At 54.4% G+C, this 21,169-nt stretch carries 18 protein-coding genes, 1 tRNA gene and 1 pseudogene; 12 read left to right on the plus strand and 8 right to left on the minus strand.

Features of this window, described 5'->3' with window-relative positions:
- Positions 1-15: 15 nt before the first annotated feature.
- Together GA0071314_RS08965 and gloB are read right to left on the minus strand one after the other, a co-directional pair.
- Positions 16-1,236 (minus strand): transglycosylase SLT domain-containing protein, encoded by a 1,221-nt coding sequence (locus GA0071314_RS08965; RefSeq protein WP_074396317.1) that lies wholly within the window; start codon positions 1,234-1,236, stop codon positions 16-18.
- Positions 1,237-1,262: 26 nt separating this feature from the next.
- Entirely contained in the window at positions 1,263-2,030 is a 768-nt protein-coding gene (gene gloB / locus GA0071314_RS08970; RefSeq protein WP_074396318.1) for a hydroxyacylglutathione hydrolase, read from the minus strand.
- Positions 2,031-2,137: 107 nt separating this feature from the next.
- Between gloB and GA0071314_RS08975 the strand changes: the two genes are divergently transcribed.
- From GA0071314_RS08975 to nudC, 4 genes are read left to right on the plus strand one after another with little or no spacing between them, the layout of a single operon-like run.
- Positions 2,138-2,884: a methyltransferase domain-containing protein gene (locus GA0071314_RS08975; protein WP_074396319.1), complete on the plus strand. Its 747-nt coding sequence runs from the start codon at positions 2,138-2,140 to the stop codon at positions 2,882-2,884.
- A gap of 53 nt (positions 2,885-2,937) precedes the next feature.
- On the plus strand, positions 2,938-3,399 hold the full coding sequence (gene rnhA / locus GA0071314_RS08980) for a ribonuclease HI (protein WP_074396320.1): 462 nt from the start codon (positions 2,938-2,940) through the stop codon (positions 3,397-3,399).
- Positions 3,400-3,408: 9 nt separating this feature from the next.
- Positions 3,409-4,140 carry a DNA polymerase III subunit epsilon gene (gene dnaQ, locus GA0071314_RS08985; RefSeq protein WP_074396321.1) on the plus strand — a complete coding sequence of 244 codons (732 nt, stop codon included), beginning with the start codon at positions 3,409-3,411 and terminating at the stop codon, positions 4,138-4,140.
- Complete coding sequence (gene nudC, locus GA0071314_RS08990; protein WP_074396322.1) at positions 4,133-4,912, plus strand: NAD(+) diphosphatase; 780 nt, start codon at positions 4,133-4,135, stop codon at positions 4,910-4,912. Before dnaQ ends, nudC begins: the two co-directional genes overlap by 8 nt.
- A 17-nt stretch (positions 4,913-4,929) precedes the next feature.
- On the opposite strand, the gene GA0071314_RS08995 is transcribed toward nudC, so the two are convergent.
- Complete coding sequence (locus GA0071314_RS08995; RefSeq protein WP_074396323.1) at positions 4,930-5,241, minus strand: SCP2 sterol-binding domain-containing protein; 312 nt, start codon at positions 5,239-5,241, stop codon at positions 4,930-4,932.
- Positions 5,242-5,419: 178 nt separating this feature from the next.
- Between GA0071314_RS08995 and sohB the strand changes: the two genes are divergently transcribed.
- Positions 5,420-6,451, plus strand: a complete 1,032-nt coding sequence (sohB, locus tag GA0071314_RS09000; RefSeq protein WP_074396324.1) for a protease SohB — start codon at positions 5,420-5,422, stop codon at positions 6,449-6,451.
- Positions 6,452-6,492: 41 nt separating this feature from the next.
- Here sohB and GA0071314_RS09005 read toward each other — a convergent pair whose 3' ends face one another.
- Positions 6,493-6,810 (minus strand): ArsR/SmtB family transcription factor, encoded by a 318-nt coding sequence (locus tag GA0071314_RS09005; protein WP_074396325.1) that lies wholly within the window; start codon positions 6,808-6,810, stop codon positions 6,493-6,495.
- Between the two features lie 288 nt (positions 6,811-7,098).
- On the opposite strand from GA0071314_RS09005, the gene GA0071314_RS09010 reads away from it, so the two are divergent.
- From GA0071314_RS09010 to GA0071314_RS09020, 3 genes are all read left to right on the plus strand, one after another.
- Positions 7,099-9,012, plus strand: coding sequence for a propionyl-CoA synthetase (locus tag GA0071314_RS09010; protein WP_231896534.1), 1,914 nt, complete (start codon positions 7,099-7,101; stop codon positions 9,010-9,012).
- A 121-nt stretch (positions 9,013-9,133) separates the two neighbouring features.
- The gene (locus tag GA0071314_RS09015) at positions 9,134-9,802 is read left to right on the plus strand and encodes a 7-cyano-7-deazaguanine/7-aminomethyl-7-deazaguanine transporter (protein ID WP_074396327.1); all 669 of its coding nucleotides are present in this window, start codon (positions 9,134-9,136) and stop codon (positions 9,800-9,802) included.
- A 27-nt stretch (positions 9,803-9,829) separates the two neighbouring features.
- Positions 9,830-10,636, plus strand: coding sequence for an alpha/beta fold hydrolase (locus tag GA0071314_RS09020; protein ID WP_074396328.1), 807 nt, complete (start codon positions 9,830-9,832; stop codon positions 10,634-10,636).
- Between the two features lie 7 nt (positions 10,637-10,643).
- Here the strand turns inward: GA0071314_RS09020 and GA0071314_RS09025 are convergent, their stop codons facing one another.
- Positions 10,644-11,468, minus strand: coding sequence for a GIY-YIG nuclease family protein (locus GA0071314_RS09025; protein WP_074396329.1), 825 nt, complete (start codon positions 11,466-11,468; stop codon positions 10,644-10,646).
- 33 nt (positions 11,469-11,501) lie between these two features.
- Positions 11,502-12,485, minus strand: coding sequence for an ABC transporter substrate-binding protein (locus tag GA0071314_RS09030; RefSeq protein WP_231896535.1), 984 nt, complete (start codon positions 12,483-12,485; stop codon positions 11,502-11,504).
- A gap of 306 nt (positions 12,486-12,791) precedes the next feature.
- Between GA0071314_RS09030 and GA0071314_RS09035 the strand changes: the two genes are divergently transcribed.
- The 4 genes and pseudogenes from GA0071314_RS09035 to GA0071314_RS19755 all read left to right on the plus strand — a co-directional run.
- Positions 12,792-14,498 carry a potassium/proton antiporter gene (locus tag GA0071314_RS09035; protein WP_074396331.1) on the plus strand — a complete coding sequence of 569 codons (1,707 nt, stop codon included), beginning with the start codon at positions 12,792-12,794 and terminating at the stop codon, positions 14,496-14,498.
- Between the two features lie 48 nt (positions 14,499-14,546).
- A tRNA-Ser gene (locus GA0071314_RS09040) sits at positions 14,547-14,637 on the plus strand.
- Positions 14,638-14,984: 347 nt separating this feature from the next.
- Complete coding sequence (locus GA0071314_RS09045) at positions 14,985-16,229, plus strand: hypothetical protein (RefSeq protein WP_074396332.1); 1,245 nt, start codon at positions 14,985-14,987, stop codon at positions 16,227-16,229.
- 112 nt (positions 16,230-16,341) lie between these two features.
- Positions 16,342-16,490, plus strand: a pseudogene (locus GA0071314_RS19755) (IS481 family transposase); the annotation flags it as partial.
- A gap of 92 nt (positions 16,491-16,582) precedes the next feature.
- Here GA0071314_RS19755 and GA0071314_RS09050 read toward each other — a convergent pair.
- A complete protein-coding gene (locus GA0071314_RS09050) occupies positions 16,583-17,980 on the minus strand; it encodes an McrC family protein (RefSeq protein WP_074396333.1) in 1,398 nt (465 codons plus the stop codon).
- Entirely contained in the window at positions 17,980-20,502 is a 2,523-nt protein-coding gene (locus tag GA0071314_RS09055) for an McrB family protein (RefSeq protein WP_074396334.1), read from the minus strand. Before GA0071314_RS09055 ends, GA0071314_RS09050 begins: the two co-directional genes overlap by 1 nt.
- Positions 20,503-21,169 lie beyond the last annotated feature (667 nt).

Below are 21,169 nucleotides of genomic sequence, written 5' to 3' on the forward strand. Positions count from 1 at the left end.
ACAAGGCGGATAATCTCAACGTTCTGAAAGTGTCAGGAGTTGACCCGCTTGTAAAGCATCCGGACTGTCAATCGCGTTTAAGCGCATTAACTCCTGGGCGCTCAGGTTATAGCGACTGGCGATTGTCGATAAGCTGTCGCCACTTTCCACACGGTAAGTGTCCGGCGCGTTGTCTCGGGTAGCGGTCTGACGATTACTACTATCGTTAGAAAGCTCAGCCAACATTTGTTGATCCACGTCTTCCGGAACCAGCAGCGTTTGAGCGCTTGACGGGTTGAGCGCACCATTTATAAGACCAGGATTGAGCTCAGCCAACGCCGATTTTTCTACGTCCAATAGCTGGGAGGCTTCAGTCAAGGTAACTGAATGCTCAAGCTTCACCTTGGCAAAAGCGGGCTCCGTATGAATTTCAGGCAAGCTGATGTCGTAGCGCTCTGGGTCATCAATAATGGTGGCAATAGCGAGCAATTTTGGCAGGTACTGCATGGTCTCTTGAGGCAGGCTCAGATCCCAGTATTCACCGGTTAGGCCCTCGCTCTCGGCGCGCTGCTTAGCTTTATTGACCGTACCTGCGCCTGCGTTGTAGGCGGCGACCGATAGTTGCAAATCACCTTCGTACCACTGATCGGCCTGCGTTTCGAGATAGTCAAGCGCCGCATTGGTTGAGGAGACAACGTCCAGTCTGCCATCGTAGTTCCCATTGCGCACGAGTCCTAAGGCATCGCCGGTGCCGGGCATAAACTGCCATAGCCCGGCAGCGCCACTATGGCTGCGCGCGCCGGGGTCAAATGAGCTTTCCACGAAAGGAATGAGGGCCATCTCTCCCGGCAAATTGCGCTCACTGATTTGCTGAGTGATCCAGGCAAGCCATGGACTTGCGCGTTCGGTGATTTCAACAATGTTTTCCGGGCGTGATCTGTAGTGATCAATCCATTCATCTACACGTGCTTGAGCCTCGGCGGGCAACGATTGCTCACGCCAGTGGAAGCTTTCGCGCAGTTTCCCCCAAGCATCCTGCGGCTCCAGCATAAGTTCTTCCCAGAAATGCATTTGGAAAGATGAGGGGCGAGCGTTACGCGACTCGTTAGTCGCGCTGGACGTTGAGGTAGCGCGGGGAGAGGTATCATAGCTAGTCGCAGAGGCCTGCGAGTTTGCCGCAGCTGCCAAAAGCAGGCTCATGATCACTGTACTACCGGCGCTTAATAATAGGCGTTGGCGAATCGTGCGATACGTCATAGTGGGTTACGTCGTTGCGATAGCGTTTAGTAACGATTCTTCCACTCGCGAAGAGTGGCGAACGTTGCGAGATCATTATCAATAGAACCCTGTTTGCTTGCAGCATTACGGACACTTTCGGTGCCGACGCGCAAATAGGGGTTGATTTTCAGCTCGCGTCCTATCGTGCTGGGTAAGGTGGGGCGGTCTAAGGCCCGCGCCTTATCACACTCCATTAAGGCGTGTTTGACGTCTTCGTTCTCAGGATCTGCTTCGCTGGCAAAGCGAAGGTTAGCCTGAGTGTATTCGTGCGCGGCGAAAACAAAGGTTTCTTCGGGTAGCGCCGCAAGACGCTTTAAGGCCGCGTGCATTTGCTCGGGTGTTCCCTCAAAGAGGCGACCGCAACCGGCGCAAAATAAGGTGTCACCACAAAACAGCAGTGGGGGAATCCCTGGTGTAAAATAACTAATATGGTCTAACGTATGCCCAGGTGTCTCAAAGACTTCAAATAATCGGCCCATGACGCGAACTTCATCGCCATCGCCTACGCGCTCTTCGACACCATTAATTGAAGGATTTTTCGGGCCGATTACCCGTGGAGCGTAGCGCTTGATCAGTTCTCCCAGCCCGTCAGTATGATCAGGGTGGTGATGGGTGATCAAAACAGTGCTAAGCGATAACGACTCGCGCTCCAGAAACTCAATAACGGGAAGCGCTTCACCTGGATCCACCACGCATACTTCTTGGCTGGTATCTTGTCGAAGCAGCCAAATATAGTTGTCGCTTAAGGCGGGGATCGGTGTCACGCTCATCATAGGCGAGATCCTTTAACGATGAATTAGCGCTTACGGTTAGTTTGATAGCGCTTTCGTGGTGCATGCAAGACGTCAAAAAGCCGTTACTTTGGAGGGTTGTGCGGTACATGTCAAATTCAGCAGCGACAGAGACACTTGCCAAGCAGTTATTCGCGAGTCGAGCTTACTGGGAATCTGAGGCAGGCAAATCGTTATGGGATTCCCAGCGAGCCTGCCTGGGGCCCCTGGTTGACTCACGTTCTGGCGGCCATAGCCTTGAGATGGCCATGGGGCCTACGATGATGTCCATGTCGGGAATTGCACACACGCTTCAATGGGCGCCCAACCGAAAGAGTGCCCCCCACGAGCAGACGTTGGTTTGTCCAGCTGAACGATTGGCATTGCCTGATCGGTGCCTGGATGTTGTGGTGCTTCATCACTGGCTTGAGCACCTGCCGGATGCCCACCACACATTGCAAGAGGCCGCGCGCGTCACCTCTGATAGCGGTATTTTGGTGCTGTTTGGTTTCAATCCCATCGGCGTTAGCGGCGTGGTTAAGCAATGGCGCAAACGTCAAGGCCAATATCCCTGGAATGGGCAATGGCGCACGGCCAGCCGAATGGGTGACTGGTTAGCATTTGTCGACTTTGAGGTCGAACGCGTAGACTACTGCTGTTTTAGAAGCTGGCCTGGAGGGCGCTGCGTGGAGCATTGGGAGTCCCTGGGGCGGCGCTATAACTGTCCACTGGGAGAAAGCTATATAGTGTTGGCCAAGCGTCGCCAGCCCAGAGCGCCTATGCAACGCATCAAATTTGGTTTGAAATCTCCAGTAGCAGCAAATTCGCTTGGTGCGACACGCACCAAAAATGACTGACGGTTTCATTAGGCGCTAAGCACGCGATAATTTCGATTTAAGGACTCTCAAACGTGACTGAAACAGAGCGGTTGCCTCAGGTAACCGTGTATACCGATGGAGCCTGCCGTGGAAATCCTGGCCCTGGCGGGTGGGGGGTTGTGCTGGCAAGTGGGCAGCATGAGAAAACCTTGTATGGGTATGAAGCACAGACGACCAATAACCGAATGGAATTAATGGCGGCTATTATGGCGTTGCGCACGTTGAATAAACCCTGCCAGGTGGCGATTTGGACGGATTCACAATACGTCCGCCAAGGCATTACACAGTGGATTCATAATTGGCGTAAGCGCCAATGGAAAACCGCCGCGAAACAACCCGTCAAAAACGCTGAGCTATGGAAGCAGCTAGATGCCGAAGCCCAGCGGCATCAGGTTGAGTGGCATTGGGTCAAAGGGCACAGCGGACACCCTGGCAATGAACAAGCCGATGCACTTGCAAACCAAGCCATTGATGAAGCAACACAACGCGCGTAGGAGACCATGATGCGCCAAGTCATATTGGATACAGAAACGACGGGGATCGATCCTAAAGATGGCCATCGTTTGGTGGAAATTGGTGCCGTGGAAATGGTCAACCGGCGTTATACCGGCCGTACTTACCACCAATATATCAACCCAGAGCGCCATATCGATGCTGAGGTAGTCGCCGTTCACGGCATTGATGACGCCAAAGTCGCCAACGAGCCGGTATTTGCGCAGGTGGCCGATGACTTTTGGGCATTCATCGAAGGCGCGGAATTGGTCATTCATAACGCGCCTTTCGATGTGGGATTCATTGATCATGAGTTGAAAATGCTCAAGGGCCGTGCACAACCACTAGGTCCTGTCAGGGATCATTGCCGTATTCTTGATACGCTAGTCATGGCCAGAAAAATGCACCCTGGCCAGCGCAACAGTCTTGATGCGCTATGCAAACGTTACGATATTGATAACGGTCATCGCGTATTACACGGCGCACTGCTAGATGCCGAGATCCTGGCTGATGTTTATTTGGCCATGACGGGAGGGCAAACGGCGCTAACGCTGGATGCGGAAGCTAATCAATCTCAGCGCAGTGATGCACCCGCTGAATCAGGGCTTTCGATTCAACGGATGACGCTAACGCCTGGGCAGCTTAGGGTCATTGCGCCTAATGATGAAGAGCGTCGAGCACATCAGGCTAAATGCCAAGCGCACCAACTGCGTTGGAGTGAGGGCACGGTAAGCGATGCTTAGAAGAGAGATACCCCATCAGGTACATGAAGGCCGCGTCCTATATCTCTCGCGTAGCCGGTTGGCACCTGCGTTACCTGCTGATGGCGATGTATTAACCCCGCTCCACCCTTGGCAGCCATGGACCAGCGACATGCAGCCGTTGTGTTATTGGCAGGACGAGCCGGTTGCGTTGCAATTGGCCGCTAAACCTGGGGATGAATGGATAGATGGGCGTCAATGGATGGGCGAGTTGCCATCGGAATGGTATGCGCTGTTATCAACGGCTTTGCAGGTCGGGGCATGGCTGGAAAATCATCGCTTTTGCGGCCGCTGTGGCGCCGAGGCCACTAAGCTGGCAACCGAGTTTGCGATGCATTGCCACGCCTGCGGCCATCGTAACTATCCACGAATTTCGCCCTGCATTATTACTCTGGTCACTAGTGGTGAGGCGATGTTGCTGGCTCGTAGCCCGCGTTTTCCGCCAGGCCGCTACTCGACCTTAGCCGGGTTTATTGAACCAGGTGAAACGGCCGAAGAGGCTGTGCATCGGGAGATTTTTGAGGAAGTCGGCGTTCATGTCAGCCAACTGCGGTACTACCAAAGCCAAGCGTGGCCATTTCCTCACTCACTAATGCTGGGCTTCTTTGCCGAGGCCACCACGCGGCGTATACGTATTGATGAGGTGGAAATTAGCGATGCGGCTTGGTTTTCACCACGCCAACTACCCGCCTTGCCGCCTGTGTACTCGATTTCTCGCGAATTGATTGAAACCCACTTAGCACGCTGGCGATAAGTAAGGCAGGCTGTCGATTATTCGCTAGGGAATAGCGTGGTTAGCTTGGTGGCCAGCATCACGTTACCCGTGGCTTTCAGCTTGCCCGTCATAAATGCCGTCATGCCGTTGATATCACCATTCATGATGCCTTTTAGCGTATCTGTGCTCAGACTCAGGCTAACGGAGGGATCATCATGCTCACCCTGTTGAACGTCGAGTTTTCCATCCTGAATATCGAGGTAATAACTGTCTGCATCAGAAAAATGAAACTGGAAAATCTCATGTATCCCCTGAGCTGCTTTCGGATCAAAGCGAGCCTGCAACTTTTCGAGGGTATTCGTTGACATAATAGCGTTCCATTAAATGCGAGAAGAAAATTCTTGGCGTATAAAGCGCCAAACAATTGTAAAATTTGCGGCCTTTGATAAGAGAATATTTCAAACATATGTTTCATATCAAGCACCGTTTTCAATGCATTGCCCAACGGTGTCGGCTTAGCGCTAAATTGTAAGCAAGGAGATGCACGTGAACGAATGGGTAGTAGAAATTGGTACATTTATCGTACAAGCCTGCATTGTCGTCGCCGTTATCGGCATCAGCGTATTGCTTATCGCACGTGCTAAGGCGGAGGGTGAGAGAGATTTAACCTTGCATGTGGAACCGTTGCACGAAAGACGGCGAAGCCGGGCACGGCGCCTACGGCTGGCTGCAACGCCTGCAGGCATTCGCAAAAAGCTACTCAAAACGTTCCGGCGAGAAGATAAACATCGCCGTAAAGAAAAAGCTGATACTGACACTCCCAATGTGTGGGTACTAACGTTCAAGGGTGATATGAAAGCCTCAGCGACCGAGCATTTCGCCCAAGAAATTTCAGCGCTGATTGAAGTAGCCAGCCCTGAGGATGAGGTGGTGATTTGTCTTGAGTCCCCTGGCGGATTAGTTCATGCCTATGGGTTAGCGGCGGCCCAGCTTGACCGGCTTCGCGACGCGGGTCTTACGACTACCGTTTGCGTAGATAAAGTAGCCGCGAGTGGCGGCTACTTGATGGCTTGCACGGCGCACCACATCAAAGCGGCACCTTTTGCCGTGATTGGTTCGATTGGAGTGGTTGCTCAAATCCCTAATATTCACCGCTTGCTGAAGCGCCACGACGTGGACGTTGAACTGCTAACGGCTGGAAAGTACAAGCGCACACTTACCTTGCTGGGTGAAAACACCGATGAGGGACGTGAAAAATTCCTCGAAGATCTTGAGAACACGCATCGCTTGTTCAAGCATTATGTTGGCGAGCGTCGACCCGACATGGATATTGATGCCTTGGCGACGGGCGAAATTTGGTACGGCAGTGAGGCGCTTGATCGCAAGCTGGTGGATAGCGTCGGCACCAGTGAGGCGTATTTGATGGAGCGTATCGCACAAGCTCATGTATATCGCGTGAAGTTAGAGCCCCCCAAAACAGTGGGGCGTAAGTTTGGGCTGGCGATTGCAAGCGGTGTAGAGAACGCCGTGCTTAAAGGACTAAGTATGCTCGAAGCGACAGGCTGGCATCGTCGTTAGGCGCCCTCGAACAATACCAAGCACTTATCGCTTAGGTGTCATTATCCCGCAAAATGGTCCGCCAAGGTCGTAATAATGGCCTTGGCGCTCGCACTGCTAAGAGAATAATAAATCGTTTGTGATTCCCGCCGGGTCTCCACTAAATGGTCACGTCGCAAAATCGCCAAGTGTTGTGAAAGCGCCGACTGGCTTAATGCCAGCTGCTGGTTGATTTGCGTTACCGACAGTTCCTTCCTGGCAAGCAAGCACAATATTTGCAACCTTTTTTCATTGGCTAGGGCTTTTAATAAGTTGGTTCCCGCCTCAATGGCGTGGCCATTGTGTTCAAGCAGGCGTGCAGCACTTGTGGAAGCCGACATGGATATCTCCTGGCCTACCTATCAAGGTAGCTTTGTTATTGGTTGTTGAAGGCATCGCCGCGTGTAGGATCTGATTATTTAATGATCAGTAATTTAGCGGGATTTGTCCAAGTCGTTGTTTAACGGTTAATCAATGGTAATAAATGCATTTTTAGCGACAGTAGAATCAGCCTCGGCTGAATTGCCACGGGGGTGTAGCCCATAGTTGTAGGGTAAAACGACGTTTTAGCGCATAAAGTGTCAACAATTCTACAAGCCTCATCTAATCACAATAAAGATAGGTACCCCATGCGTCGCTACCAGCAGATTTATCAGCAATCTATCGAGCAGCCCGAGCACTTCTGGGCTGAACAGGCTAAGCGAATCCCATGGTTCACACCGCCTGCGACCATTTTGAGCTACGACGAACAGCAGCATGCACGCTGGTTTTCCGACGGTGAAATGAATCTTTGCTACGCGGCACTGGATTACCATGTCGAGCAAGGCCGTGGCGAACAAACTGCTATCTTCTGGGACTCTCCAGTGACCCAGGCTCAGCAAACCATTACTTATCGCCAGCTACTGGAGCGGGTGGCCACCTTTGCAGGCGTGCTTAAGCAGTTAGGGGTCGAGAAAGGCGACCGTGTTGTCATTTATATGCCGATGATTCCGGAAGCCGTGGTCGCCATGTACGCCTGTGCCCGACTGGGTGCGATTCACTCTGTCGTGTTTGGCGGCTTTGCACCCCATGAGCTGGCAGCGCGTATTGAAGACGCTGCGCCCAAGGTGGTCGTCGCGGCATCCTGCGGTATCGAGGCAGGCAACGTCGTGGCTTATAAGCCAATCATTGATCAAGCACTTGCATTAAGCCCGCATCAGCCGGATGCCTGCATTATTAAAGTCCGCCCTGAGTGCGAGGTTGAGTTTAATGAGCGGGATTACGATTGGGAAACGCTCGTCAGCCAAGCCACCCCCGCTGACTGTGTGCCGGTAAAAGGGACTGACCCGCTTTACGTGCTGTACACCTCAGGCACGACGGGAAAACCTAAGGGCATTGTGCGGGATACTGCCGGCTACGCCGTTGCACTGGCTTATTCCATGGAGGCTATCTATGCCTTGGCGCCTGGCGATGTGTTCTTTACCGCATCGGATGTTGGCTGGGTCGTAGGGCATTCCTATATTGTTTACGGCCCACTGCTGCATGGATGTTCGACAGTGCTGTATGAGGGCAAACCGGTTAAAACACCCGATGCAGGGAGTTTTTGGCGGCTTATCGAAAAATATAGCGTCACCAGCTTCTTTAGTGCACCGACTGCCTTTCGTGCGATTAAAAAAGAAGACCCAGACGCTCATTGGCTGGCAAAGTACGACATCAGTAGTCTCAAGCATCTTTATGTGGCAGGTGAGCGGCTTGATCCACCGACCTATCATTGGCTGAATGACCTGCTCGACGTCCCGGTCATCGACCATTGGTGGCAAACTGAAACCGGTTGGCCCATTGCCGCTAATCTGCCAGGTATCGAAGCCATGCCCACCAAGGCTGGATCAGCCACCGTGCCCGTGCCCGGTTTTAATGTCCAAGTACTGAACCGGGATGGTCAGCAGGCCGCGCCCATGGAGCAGGGTAGTGTGGTCATCAAGCAACCGATGCCACCGGGCTGCTTAACGGGTGTTTGGGGTGACCCAAAGCGCTTTCACTCTGCCTACATGGCTGCGTTTCCGGGCTATTACTTAACCGGCGACGGCGGTTTTTTTGATGAGCAAGGCTATCTGTTCATCATGGGGCGCACCGATGATGTCATTAACGTCGCAGGGCACCGGCTTTCCACCGGCGAGATGGAAGAAGTCGTTGGCGGCCACCCGGCAGTTGCAGAGTGCGCGGTGATCGGGATCCATGATGACCTAAAGGGGCAATTGCCCGTCGGCTTTGTGATTCCCAAAGATGGCTATATAGAAGGTGAAGCGGCCTTGGAGGCCGCTTTAATTGCCCGTGTTCGGGAGCAAATTGGCCCGATTGCCTGTTTTAAACACGTTATCGTCGTGGACCGTCTGCCCAAAACACGCTCGGGGAAAATTCTGCGTAAACTGTTGCGCAACCTGGCCGATGGTCAGGAGGTGGGCATCCCCTCCACGATTGATGACCCCACCAGCGTGGATGATGTATATCGCGCCATGCGTGACCATCAGGTCGGTAGTGCGAATAAGACGCCTCCACTTGTCTAACCCGATTGCCCATGACTTTTATTGCGGTTGAGAAGGCGTATAATGCGCCTCTCACTGCACCTAGGTGCGCAATGCGTTGAGGGTTCCCTAACCCCTCGTCAACACAAAAAAGGCCCGCCGTATGTTTGTTTTAAGCGACGCTCAGCACCGCCGTTGCCTCGCCGTGATGGTGGCGTTCCACATTGGTATTATCGCCGCCAGTAACTACCTCGTTCAGCTTCCGTTTACCCTGTTCGGCTTCCATACCACCTGGGGTGCTTTCAGCTTTCCATTCATTTTTTTGGCCACCGACTTGACCGTCCGACTGTTTGGCAAAGAGCCGGCTCGCGCTATTGTACTGCGCGTGATGCTCCCTGCGCTGATCGTCTCGTATGTGGTATCGGTGGTCTTTCCCCAAGGACGTTTCGCGGGTATAGAAGCGTTGAGTGACTGGAACCTGTTTGTCGCCCGTATCGCGCTGGCGAGCTTTTTGGCTTACGTTATTGGCCAGTTGTTAGATGTGCAGGTGTTTGATCGTTTGCGGCAGTGGGTTTGGTGGGTCGCCCCGGTGTTTTCTACCGTACTGGGCAACTTGGCCGATACTTTTGCATTTTTCTCAGTCGCGTTTTACCAAAGCCCAGACACCTTCATGGCTACCCATTGGGTTGAAATTGCCGCTGTCGATTACGCCATTAAGCTTGCCATCAGCCTGCTATTTTTCCTGCCACTTTATGGCCTGTTGCTATCATGGTTGACGCGCCGCTTGGTGGTCTGGACCGACCAGGCAGATCTCGCACCGCGTACAGCCTGATTTCCCTTCAACTGATAAGGAGCTTAGATGACTGATGCCACGCCAGTAGATTTGCATTATCTGGACCAGCCATCGGATGAGCACCCCGATGCCATTCCCCTGGTGGTGATTCATGGGCTTCTGGGGAGTGCCGACAACTGGCGCTCGCATCTCAAGACGTGGCAGACCTCGCGTCGAGTGATTGCGGTCGACTTGCGCAATCATGGTCGCTCGCCCCATGCGGCAGGTATGAGTTACGCGCAGATGAGCGCTGACGTAGTTGATGTAATGGATAAGCTATCGCTTGCTCGCGTACATCTACTGGGGCACTCAATGGGCGGTAAGGTGGCCATTAGCTTAGCGCGCCAACATCCTGAGCGTGTCGCTTCGCTGGTGGTAGCTGACATTGCTCCAGTGGCCTACCAGCACGGCCATGATGATGTCTTTGCTGCGTTAGAGCGCGTTAGAGAAGGGCAGCCTGCTAATCGGCGAGAAGCTGATGATTTACTCGCTGAACACGTCGATTCTCGTCCAACCCGGCTCTTTCTTGCCACCAATCTGGTGCGCGCAGAGCAAGGCGGGCTCACGCTGCGCGTCGGCTTGGATCATATCCGCCAAGACTACGAAAGGATTATCGGATTGCCATCGGGGGACGCTGCTTATAATGGGCCAACGCTGGTGCTGCGCGGCGATGAGTCGCCCTACGTGACCGACGCCATGCTGCCAGCGCTGCGTGAGATACTCCCCACCGCGCGGGTCGTGACGCTAAAGCAAGCCGGGCACTGGTTACATGCCGATCAACCCGCCGCCTTTCAGCAGTCAGTCGACGCGTTTTTGACAGCACAAACACCCTGAGCTTCGCTTATAGCGGCATAATGGATACGCCATATTGATCAGGGTGGCGTAAAAAGCGCTGAAGGATGCGATAGCTGTCGATATCGAAACTGACATCGCTGCTGCCCAGTTCTTTGGCTTCCGCAAGGGACCCTACACTTCCCAGGTAGCACCACTGGTTCACCACGTGCCAAGCCACTGCCTTATGTGCCGGAGGGGATTCCCTGATGACAATTCGTCCCGGCCATGGCCAGGTGTTGACCTGAAGCGGCTGCAGGGCTGACTGCGCGCGTTGTGTATGAGCGCCCATCGTTTCATTACCGAAACAGGCGCCAAGGCACTTACCTATCTGACTGCCAAAGCAACGGCCTTTACCTGCTTCCAGACCAAGCACTCGCGGACAAAGCCGGTGTGTTTCGGCCAGCGTTCGCAACGCTTTTTTTGCGGCGGAGGCATTACGGTAGAGGCCGTAGAACGCGCCCGTTACCGGTTGATTAAGCGCTGTGCCGCTGAGCAGTTGTGGCTTTATCGCTTCCTCAGGCCAATGCCAGGTGGTCAGGTTGCGTTGCTTGCGCAATTGACGGTTCATAATCGGCAGCAATGACTTTACCAGCTGTGCTTCACGTAGTTGAGCGCCCAGGTCACCCGCTGTTTCTTCCCACTCTATATGCTGTATCTGCTCGACCATTCGCATGGTCTTGTGATGGTGGTGGGCACGCTGAAAATGATCGCGCACGCGATCACGCAGCCGGATACTTTTACCGACGTAAAGCGGCAGCCGGTTATGCCCATAGAAAAGATACACCCCAGGTGCGCACGGTAGCTGCCTAAAAATATCACTTTCAATATTCATTGAGGTACGTGTCAATATCACACAACGGCCTTTCTACTGGGCATGTGGGTCGATGGCTAAACGTGATACCGGAAGCAACTCATCGCTAACGCCTTGCTTTTGTAGATACTGCTCAAATGCTTGATAACGACGGCTGTCCACCGCGCCAGGCGACAACGCTATACGCCTGAGCAAGTCTTGCCAGCTCGACTCATTGATGGCGTTGTCGAGCACCGGTTCGGCGCTAATCAGTAATTCCCATGCGGCGTCGGGGTTTTCCAGCATCCAGTGATGCGCGTCTTCAATAGCCATTACGACGTGAGACCATGTGTCTGCACGCCGCATGGCCCCATCACGGTTGGCCAATAACACAAGGCCGTCATAGCGGGGGATGTCGAGCGCCTCGTGGCGAATAACCTGCGTATTGATCCCTTCACTGGCTAACTGTGCAGGCAATGAGTGAAAAGGTGCATCGACGACTGCATCCACTTGCTCCTCAACGAAAGCGCGTCGAGTGTCAAAGTGGAGGTTAACCGGTGGCGCAACGTTGCCCGACTGTGTCAGGGCGTCAGGAATTAAGTGCGGTATGAACAAGTCGCGGCCTTCGAGGCTTGAATAGCCATAGCGCAGCGGCGCCAGCTTTTCCTTGAGAGGCTCTTCAAGCTCGCCTGCCACGACCACCGCTGTAAGCGGTGTTTCAATCAGCGTCGCGATACGCACGATGGGCGCACCATCGTGCGCATAAAGATGCAGGGCAGGCTGGCGGCTTAACGCGAAATCAATCTCACCGGCGACCAATAATTTAAGCGCTATGGCAGGGTCCGCCGGGGTTTGGAGCTCCACCTCCATGCCCTGCGCCGTAAATAAGCCGCGTTGTTGCGCAATAACAAGGCCTGCATGCTGCGGGCTTAAAAACCAATCCAGCATGATGCGGATTTGTTTGAGCGGCGGTGGCTCAAGCGGTGGCGGTGGCGTGGCGGCGGCGGTAGGGGCTCCCTGATGCGCCTCCTCGGCCTCGGCTTCGACTGTCCACCACATGGGAGGCACCAATACACTACTGTTCAGTTCGCGATTATCTTCACTAGGATCATTGTCAACTTGTGGCTCATTTGCGTATGTCATTGAACTTACGAGTAATAAAACGGCCTTTAAAAGCAGTGAAAAATACCAAGCGCGACATACACAGGTCAGCATCGTCAATAACTCCCAGTAACAGAAACCAAAGTGTATCTGCCGCGCTAAGCATCTGACCAGCCTTCAATTGCGTCTTGTCGAGCCATAAGCCGCAGTAAATTCAACGCTGACATGCGATAATAGACATGCTTTAGGAAGAGATGGAGAGTCATGGACGCAATCTATACGTTTTTTTTGATCGGCGGCTCATTAATGGCGCTCAGTATTCTGGGGAGCCGCTTGTCCGCCATGATGGGCGTGCCGCTTCTTCTTATCTTCCTGGGATTGGGCATGGTGGCCGGCGAAGAAGGGCTGCTGGGTCTCGAGTTCGATGACTACTTTATGGCTTTCACGATCGGCCATCTCGCCCTGGCGATGATCCTGCTTGATGGTGGTCTTCGCACACGCCTCAAAACCTTTCGCGTCGGCTTCAGGCCGGCGCTTTCGCTTGCTACCTTTGGGGTGTTTATCACCAGCGCCATTGTCGGCGGCATCGCGATGCTGGTGTTCGATTTAACCTTGGTGGAAGGGTTGCTGGTAGGCGCCATTGTTGGCTCCACCGATGCCGCGGCAGTATTTTCGATGCTCAGTGGGCGAGGAGTAAACCTCAATGAGCGGGTAGGGGCCACGCTGGAAATTGAGTCGGGTACCAACGACCCGATGGCGATTTTCCTGACCTTGATGCTGGTCGATATTTTAGTTGGTGATATCGGCGGCCCCGTCGAAACACTAATGTTTTTTATTAGCCAATTCGGCATTGGGCTGGTAGTGGGTATTGGTGGCGGCTGGCTCAGTGCCAAGCTGCTGCGCTGGCTTGATTTAGCACCAGGCCTCTACGCCATGTTGGCGCTTGCCTTGGGCTTTAGCGTGTTCGGGCTTACCAGCGTTATAGGCGGTAGTGGTTTTTTGGCAATCTACTTGGCAGGTCTGATGATTGGCAACCAGCCGGGGCGCCACCTCAATTTTATTTTACCCGTCCACGATGGCTTGGCGTGGTTGAGCCAAATCGGGCTCTTCCTGGTATTGGGGCTGCTCGTCACCCCAAGCGAGCTCTGGGAAGTCGCCCTCCCAGCGGGATTAGTGGCATTGGCGCTGATTTTTATTGCCCGCCCCCTGGCGGTTCTGATCACCATCAAGCCGTTTTTTAAATTTCGTTGGCGGGAAACATGGTTTATTGCTTGGGTAGGGCTGCGCGGTGCGGTGCCTATTGTACTGGCGATTTTCCCTCTGATTGGCGGGGTAGAGAACGCGTCACTGTACTTTAACATTGCCTTTGCGGTGGTATTAATGTCGCTGCTGATCCAGGGTGGCTCACTCTCATTAATAGCTCGATGGTTAAAAGTCGAGGTGCCAACGGGCACTACACCGGACAGGCGAGGTCCGCTGGGGATATTGCCGGAAAACGACTACGAGATGTTTGTTTACCCGGTTGAAAATAAAGACCTGGACGACGTGCCTATTCGTTTGCTGCGCTTTCCCTCTGGCGCACTTATCTCAGCGTTATTCCGTGAACATGCCATGCTGCATCCTAAAGGCAGCACACGGCTAAAATTAGGCGATGTGATATGCGTGATAGGCCGTTCGGAAGACCTAAACGCCCTCAACCGCCTGTTCAACGGAGACTCTAAGCTAAAGCAAGAACGCGCCTTCTTCGGTACCTTTACGCTTGATGGTAGTGCGCACATGCAGGATATTGCGCAGGCCTACGGGCTGACCCTAAGCCCAGGTGAGAAAGACATGACCCTGGCCGACTTTGTATCGCTACGCGTTGGCGGCCATCCAGTGGTTGGCGACGATGTGGATTGGCACGGCATTCACTGGGTCGTCAGCGATATGCAGGGCGGAAAAATCACCCGGGTCGGGCTAAGATTGTACTAAAGACGTTGACTTCCAAGGAAAAGCTGGTAGTCTATGCACCCGTAAGCCGGAGGGATGGCAGAGCGGTTGAATGCACCGGTCTTGAAAACCGGCAAAGGTGAATAGCCTTTCCAGGGTTCGAATCCCTGTCCCTCCGCCAAGTATTACGATTAAGCCGCTGATTTCAGCGGCTTTTTTATGTCTTTATGATTTTAACCCACATTCTGACCCACACCATTGAGTTGGCTTCCACTGAAAATCACAGGATGGTATTGGACTGTCCTTCCTTTTGTAATGATCTTGATCGCGTTGAGCTAGAGTATGCCAATGAGCATTGGCTGCTAAAGACGGTGCTTTAGTTCTGGCGCTGGATAGTCATTCTACCGACCTGAGTCAGTACGCAACAGATACGGTTACTGGAGCGCTTACCAAGCGGGAGAAAAGAATACCAAGCACGGTACCACTAGCTACACTTAGATGAATCCACTCCACAACCGAGCCCTCATCATGTCTACCTTCCGTTTCATCATGCGCTTTCTGACAGTGCCGGTGATGGTTGGACTGGCTAGCTCTGGCCTGGCCAGGGAGACATTCATCGACGGTAACTTAACCCCTCAGTCCCGAGTACTCGCTCTTGATAGCCATGATTCGGCCAAGCTGTTCGATACAGTCGACAACATCGACTCATTGGGCGACGATGCCTTCGAACTGGTCATCAAGTCGCCGCCAAGTTTTCTCGAGCCCTTAGCAGTCGGCTGGCGGCTGGTTGCCGCTACCGACGCGCCACTTCATCCGCTAGGGCAGGCCGAAGGGCAGCTGGTGGACTCAGGTCTGCTCGCGCACGTTGCAGCGACCGATACAGACGAAGATGGCACCTTGAGGCTATCGATAGAGTCCGCCGAGCTGGGAGATGTGGTGGAAGACGGCACGTTAACAATCATCGTCGTGGAGCGCGTCACCTCAGAAGAGGATGATTTTCCAGTAGAGAGCTTGCTGGGTAAAGCGCCCTCAGCGACAGGTCGATGGCTGCTGACCACTTTTCAGGATCGAAGCTGGGAACCATGCCCACCCGAAGACACCTCCTTCGAGCACGAGAAAACTCTTTACTTTACACCGCAAGCCAGCGCCGCAATTCGCTTACAAGCCACTTTCGCCTTGAAACGACAGATGACGTTTGAAGGCGGTCGTTTGAAAGAGGCCAAGTTGGAAGGTCGCATGTGCCAGGGTACCGAAATCACACCAAGCTTCGAAGAGAAGCTCCAGAGAGACGAAACAATCTGGTTACGCCAGCAAGGGCCATTCTACCGCATGGTGGGCTGGCTACCCATCATGTTTACCGTGAATGCTCGTCTCAATGCATTGCTGTCTACCAGTGGGCGTCTCAGTATTAGCGAACCGATTCAACTACACTACGATAGTGCTGGTGCCTTACAGCTTCAAAACGGCAAGTGGCAACCCCAGCCGCGTCATTCTCAACATCAAGGCCCTGAGCTACCCTCCTTGATGCTGAATTCCAGCCTAAATGCAAGCTTTGCCCTCGAACCGCGGCTGGAACTGATCCTCTACGGTACAGGTGGTCCTTACTTGGAGGCCAACGCCACTACGAGCGCCGTATGGAAGCCCGGCCAGCAAATCGATAGCGATCTCAGCCTAACTCTGCTTGGCGGTCTTACTTATCGCAATAGCCTTTGGAGCGATGACTGGCGAGACGAAGAACTGAAGCCAGCATTGTACCTTTGGCCTGAAGAGTAAAGGCTCTCTTCGTGCTCATAGGAATCCAAGAGTTGGTTGAAGACCTATGCTCAGGTACGCTTACGGTCTTAGACTTTGTGAGCCTGTTTCATCAGGGGGCTTTGGTCGTACTAGAGAGTTTTCGCTGGATTCCCGCTTGTTACGCTTGAGTCTGCATCGCATGCTAAAGCGGCGCGAGGTGCCGACACTGGCGAAATTGGCTCGGCAGAAGGGCGATGACGCGAAAACCGGAAGCCCCGATACAAGCCCTTCAAAGACTACTAACTGGGCTTGATGAACCAACAGCCCAACCGATAATGAGCTCGAGAGGGGCAGTTTTATGGCGGCGATTTGATCCCCAGAAGGAGCACATTTCATTCGGCGTTGACATTTTTAGTCGAAGCAGAGGTCTCGAACTGCGTGCTTGCGGGCAATCTCTTGCCCACGAGCACATCCGCAAAAGGGGCGTTTTCAGGAACCGACAACCGCCGGGTCCTGAGGCAGAACGGCAGCACCCACAGTCGCAGCCCCTTAGACTTCGGAAAGTCGAACACGGAGAGCGCGTATTCCAGCGTATCTGTGCGGGGATAGATCAGCACTACATCGCCTTCGCCGTCGAGATAGCCCTGGCCGTAGGCGTATAACTGGTAGAAGTCACCCTGGTCGAGACCGTACTTGTCCGTACCGTTCCCCTTTGCGGCGTCGATCAATTTCCACTTTGTGTCCAATACCACCCGTTTCTTCTTCCCCTCGGTGATCAGCAGATCGGGTTTTAAGCGGAACCAGTTCTGCCCAATGTGCTTCACCAGCGAAAAGACCCGTGTCTGGGTTTTCAAGGTGAATGAAGGGGCCAACTGGCGGGCAAGGTGCTTGGCTACGTAGGCCTCGAACACGACTTCCATCGGGAACATCAACGATGGCGCGTGGTGGTTGCCCATCCCTGTCAGGGGCGAGGAGTTTTCCAGTATCAGCCGTGCCCATGCCAACGCGCCGGCATATTGCGTCATGCCGCGATCAAGTCGAACCTGCTGAAAGTCTCGGGCGGGAACGTCGGAAACAGGCACCTCCGCGAACACGAAGCAAAACTCACGGGCGAGACGCTGATTTGCATGCGAGGCGGAGGCTGAGAGAACCACCCTCAGCGCCGCGTGGAGTAGACGGTTCTCGGGGCGGTTGGAGGTGAACTCGTCGTACTTGGTGAAGAAGCGATCCCGGCGGACCAGGTTCTCGCGCAGATGCTGCGCCATCTGCAACTTCCCCCGTAGGGCGAATAAATTGCCCTCGTGAACCTCGTATCCGCCGTGCAGTCCTCGTTTGACCACCTGGTCGACGCTCTGCAGAAACTCCGCGATGAACACCTCGAGCAGCGGCATGCGTGTTGCTTTGAGGCGGGCGCTGGCGGTCTGTAAGTGGCGGAATGGGCCCAGGCAGCGCAGCATGTCGATCAGCAGGCTACGCGCCTCCACGATGCCTCCCCCGATGGCCTTGCCCACCTTTGGCAGTACCTCGATCTGAAAGCCGTTCGGTGCCTGTATCACGCCGACGAAACTCGTCATCTGCACCCCGCGGCGTCCTCGCCGTTGCGTCAGACGCACCCAGCGGTTGGGTGTGCCTCGCGACGGATCGGTCAGGCGCAGCGCCTCAGCTTCAAGCCAATCGAAAACCGCGGAAGGCATAGCACACAGATTGCCACCGACGGACTGCCCGGGCTCATCCCGGACGAGGATGTCATACTCGAAACAGGTAATGCTGCGTATCGGACGACCGACCATCAGGGAGACGGAGACTCGTAGATTCCGAGATAGGATCGGGGATTGTCAAAGGCGGTTTCCCGAATCTCGTAGCGCCGTTTGGCGGCGTAGAAGTCGAAGTCATCCTCACCGCCGAACAGTGATGCCAGATCCTGCTCATGGTCCTCCTTCTCGGCAATGAACTGGGTCGCCGGGTCGGTTTTCTGGTTGTCGGCCAGCACTAGGCGGATCTTCTGCCAGTCCTCGAAGAAATACTCCTCGAGCAGCGGCAAGATACGTTTGCGAAAAATTCGTGCCAGGGCGGCGAACTGTTCCCCTTCGTCGGTCATACCACGAAGCTGGGTCAAGTAGGCGTGGCCGATGGTATGGTCTCGATCGTAAAGGGCCTCGATCCGGTCGTTGATGCGTTCCAACATACGCCGCACATCAATCAAAACGCCGGAGGAGGTAACGGTTAAACCAGCCAGCGGAGCGCTGTCGGGTTCATCTGGGGCCTTCTCGGCACGGGTGTCCGGCATCAGGGGTTCGAACTCGAAGCGACGACGCAGCGCAGTATCCAGCAGGGCCAATGAGCGATCCGCCGTGTTCATCGTGCCGATAATGTCCACGTTGGCCGGTACCAGGAAAGGTTCTCCGGAATACGCCAGCCTGACCGGTGTTGGCGATGAACTCGCGCCCATGGGATCGCGCTTGTCCTGTTCGATCAGCGTGATCAACTCGCCAAAAATCTTGCTGATGTTGCCCCGGTTGATCTCGTCGATCACCAGCGCGAACCGCTTGTCCGGTGATTGCCGGGCCTCCAGGCACATCTCCTTGAGCACACCAGCCCGAAGTTCGTAGGCGATGCCGCCAACCTCGGTTTCGTCATCCAAAGCCAGTACGGGACGGAGCCCCTCGATGAACTCCTCGTAACCGTAGGACTGGTGGAAGGTCACGAAGCGATAGCGCTTGCGCTCGGGGCGGCCGGTTTCGCCTTTGTTGATCGAGTCCACCCACTCTGCCAGGTCCGAGCAGACTTCCTGCCATTCGCCGGCAAACCCCCAGACCGAATTCTCTCCCTTGTCGAAGATGGCCGGGGCGAGTCTCAACGTGATGTTCACGGTTTCAGAATCCGTGATGGTGTGACGCTGCAGCATGCCCCACAACGTCTGCTTGATTCCCGTCGTCCGTCCTTTGGCCTGGGCGATTGCCTCGATGAACGGGTGCTCAGCCAGTTGGGGCACCTTGGCCTCTCCGCCCATGTCATACAGCGCGGCGGCGGCCGCCTCCCACCACCGTGCCGTCGCCATGCGCTGGGCGATGGCTTGTCGCTTCCGTTCCTCGGCGTTGATGTGCTGAGGTTCATCGGTGTATTCGGTGCGGAGTAGGTCGAGCACGGCCTTGGTCTTTCCCGTGCCCGGCGGCCCGTAGTAGATGCGGTTGATGCAGGCGGCCATGGGCTTGTTCACCGTTGGCGACTCTGGCTCTGAGATTGGTTCGGCCACACCCTTTCCATCCAAACTTTTCGTTTCCAGCAGCTCGCCGGCCAATGTTGCCAGTTCGCCCAAATCGGTGTCGAAGTAGGGATTCAGCAGGGTGTTCTCGAACAGTGGAAGATCGTTTTCGCCGACTCTCCAGAAAGTGGAGTTGCCTTGCGGCGACCAACCCTTAGAATTATCCTTGTAGCGGTCCTTTCGTGTTGCGGTCTTTAGCACGCGGTATTCTCGTTGTACCCAGCCATCGCCTTTAGAGGAAGGCTTGGCTTTGGAGACAAACAGGCCCACCAGTTGTGGGCTGTTGCCATGGCCTAAGAAGAAAAGGGTTCCGACAGGGGCATTTATGAAGTTCTCGCCTTGCTTTTTTGCCGTGTTGCCGTAAATCACGGCTAAGCGATTATGCATATATCGTTGCCGCTCGTCGTCGGAGAAGTCCGTTCCCCCATGGGAGAGCTTCCAGATTGCCAGATTCTTCTGACTCCATGCCTCCCAGACCTGCTTACCGAATTCCAGGACCCCCAAACCGGGCGGTTTCTGGGCAAGGGTTGCCTGTTGCAGGCTGCCCATGGGGTCCTTCGCGGTACTGCCAACATACATGGCCAACGGCGCCCGCTTGAAGACACCCACGATCACCGGCGCCTGCCGATCCTGGTAGTGAAACGCGATCTTCCACTTGAAGGCTTCGCCCAGATACTCGAAGGCCTCGATGCTCGCCACGTTGCCTCGGGCAGCAAGTTCCGCCACCTGTGCCACGTAGCTGCGAACCTTCTCGAAGGCCTCTTCGGCTGACTCACCGAGCGAGGAATACCACCCATGGGTCTCGGAGTAGCTGAGCTTGGCACCCGATGATTTTTCATCGTTGGCCTTTCTCGAGTACACGCCGAACTTGAATGCCGAACCACCCCAGATGCTACCCAGTTCTTCGAGGCCGGCCTCGATCCAGTAGGTAAAGGTGTCCGTCGACCCCGCCTGGGTGTATTCGTCCAGCGTCATGGTCGCCAGGCGCTCGCGGGGCCAGGCGGCCAGAAATTCGTCCCATTTGGCGTATTGCTTCTGAAAGTCGGTCATGCCTCGATTTCCTTGGCGTTGGTGATAACGGCGTCTGAATCACCCCGGTTCTGCCGGCAGATTGGACTCAGTGAACAGCCTGCTCGACGACCGTTTCGGCAAGATGGGTGCGGATTTTGCGGGCTTCGCGGAGGCTGGTTCTGAGCTGTTCGCAGAAGGCCATGAGTTTTTCGACTTTTTTGACAATGCGACGCTGCTACTCAAGTGGCGACATAGATATTAGGATCTCTTTAAGTTTGGCCGCCTTGATCCCTGTGGCCATCATGCCTGTGGCGTTCTTAACAAGCTGTTTCTGGAACGGCATAGCCAGTATTTGTATTAACATGAGCTCCGTCACATCTATTAAGCCACTTCAATCATCATTCTAAGCATACCCAATTATACCTTGACTCTGAGCGCCCATCTTGCCTCCGGCCGGAGGGGACAGGTTTTACATTCCCTCTCTGCTGCAACTTTCTGGAGAGCTTCGACAGCATCTCGGCGGCTAAGGTCACGAACATACATTTTTCCGAGTGGCTTCTCAAGATAAAGCCTCCAGCGGCGTCTGTGTTGGGTTACGGTTTTATCTTTTGGTAAATGTCCGCCTTTGCCAGCCGACTGAGCGTACCATTCAATCCAATTTTCAAAAGCTTGGAATAGTATCTCGCTTGAAGGCAATGAGTTAACC

The sequence above is a fragment of the Halomonas sp. HL-93 genome (assembly GCF_900086985.1).
Lineage (GTDB): Bacteria > Pseudomonadota > Gammaproteobacteria > Pseudomonadales > Halomonadaceae > Vreelandella.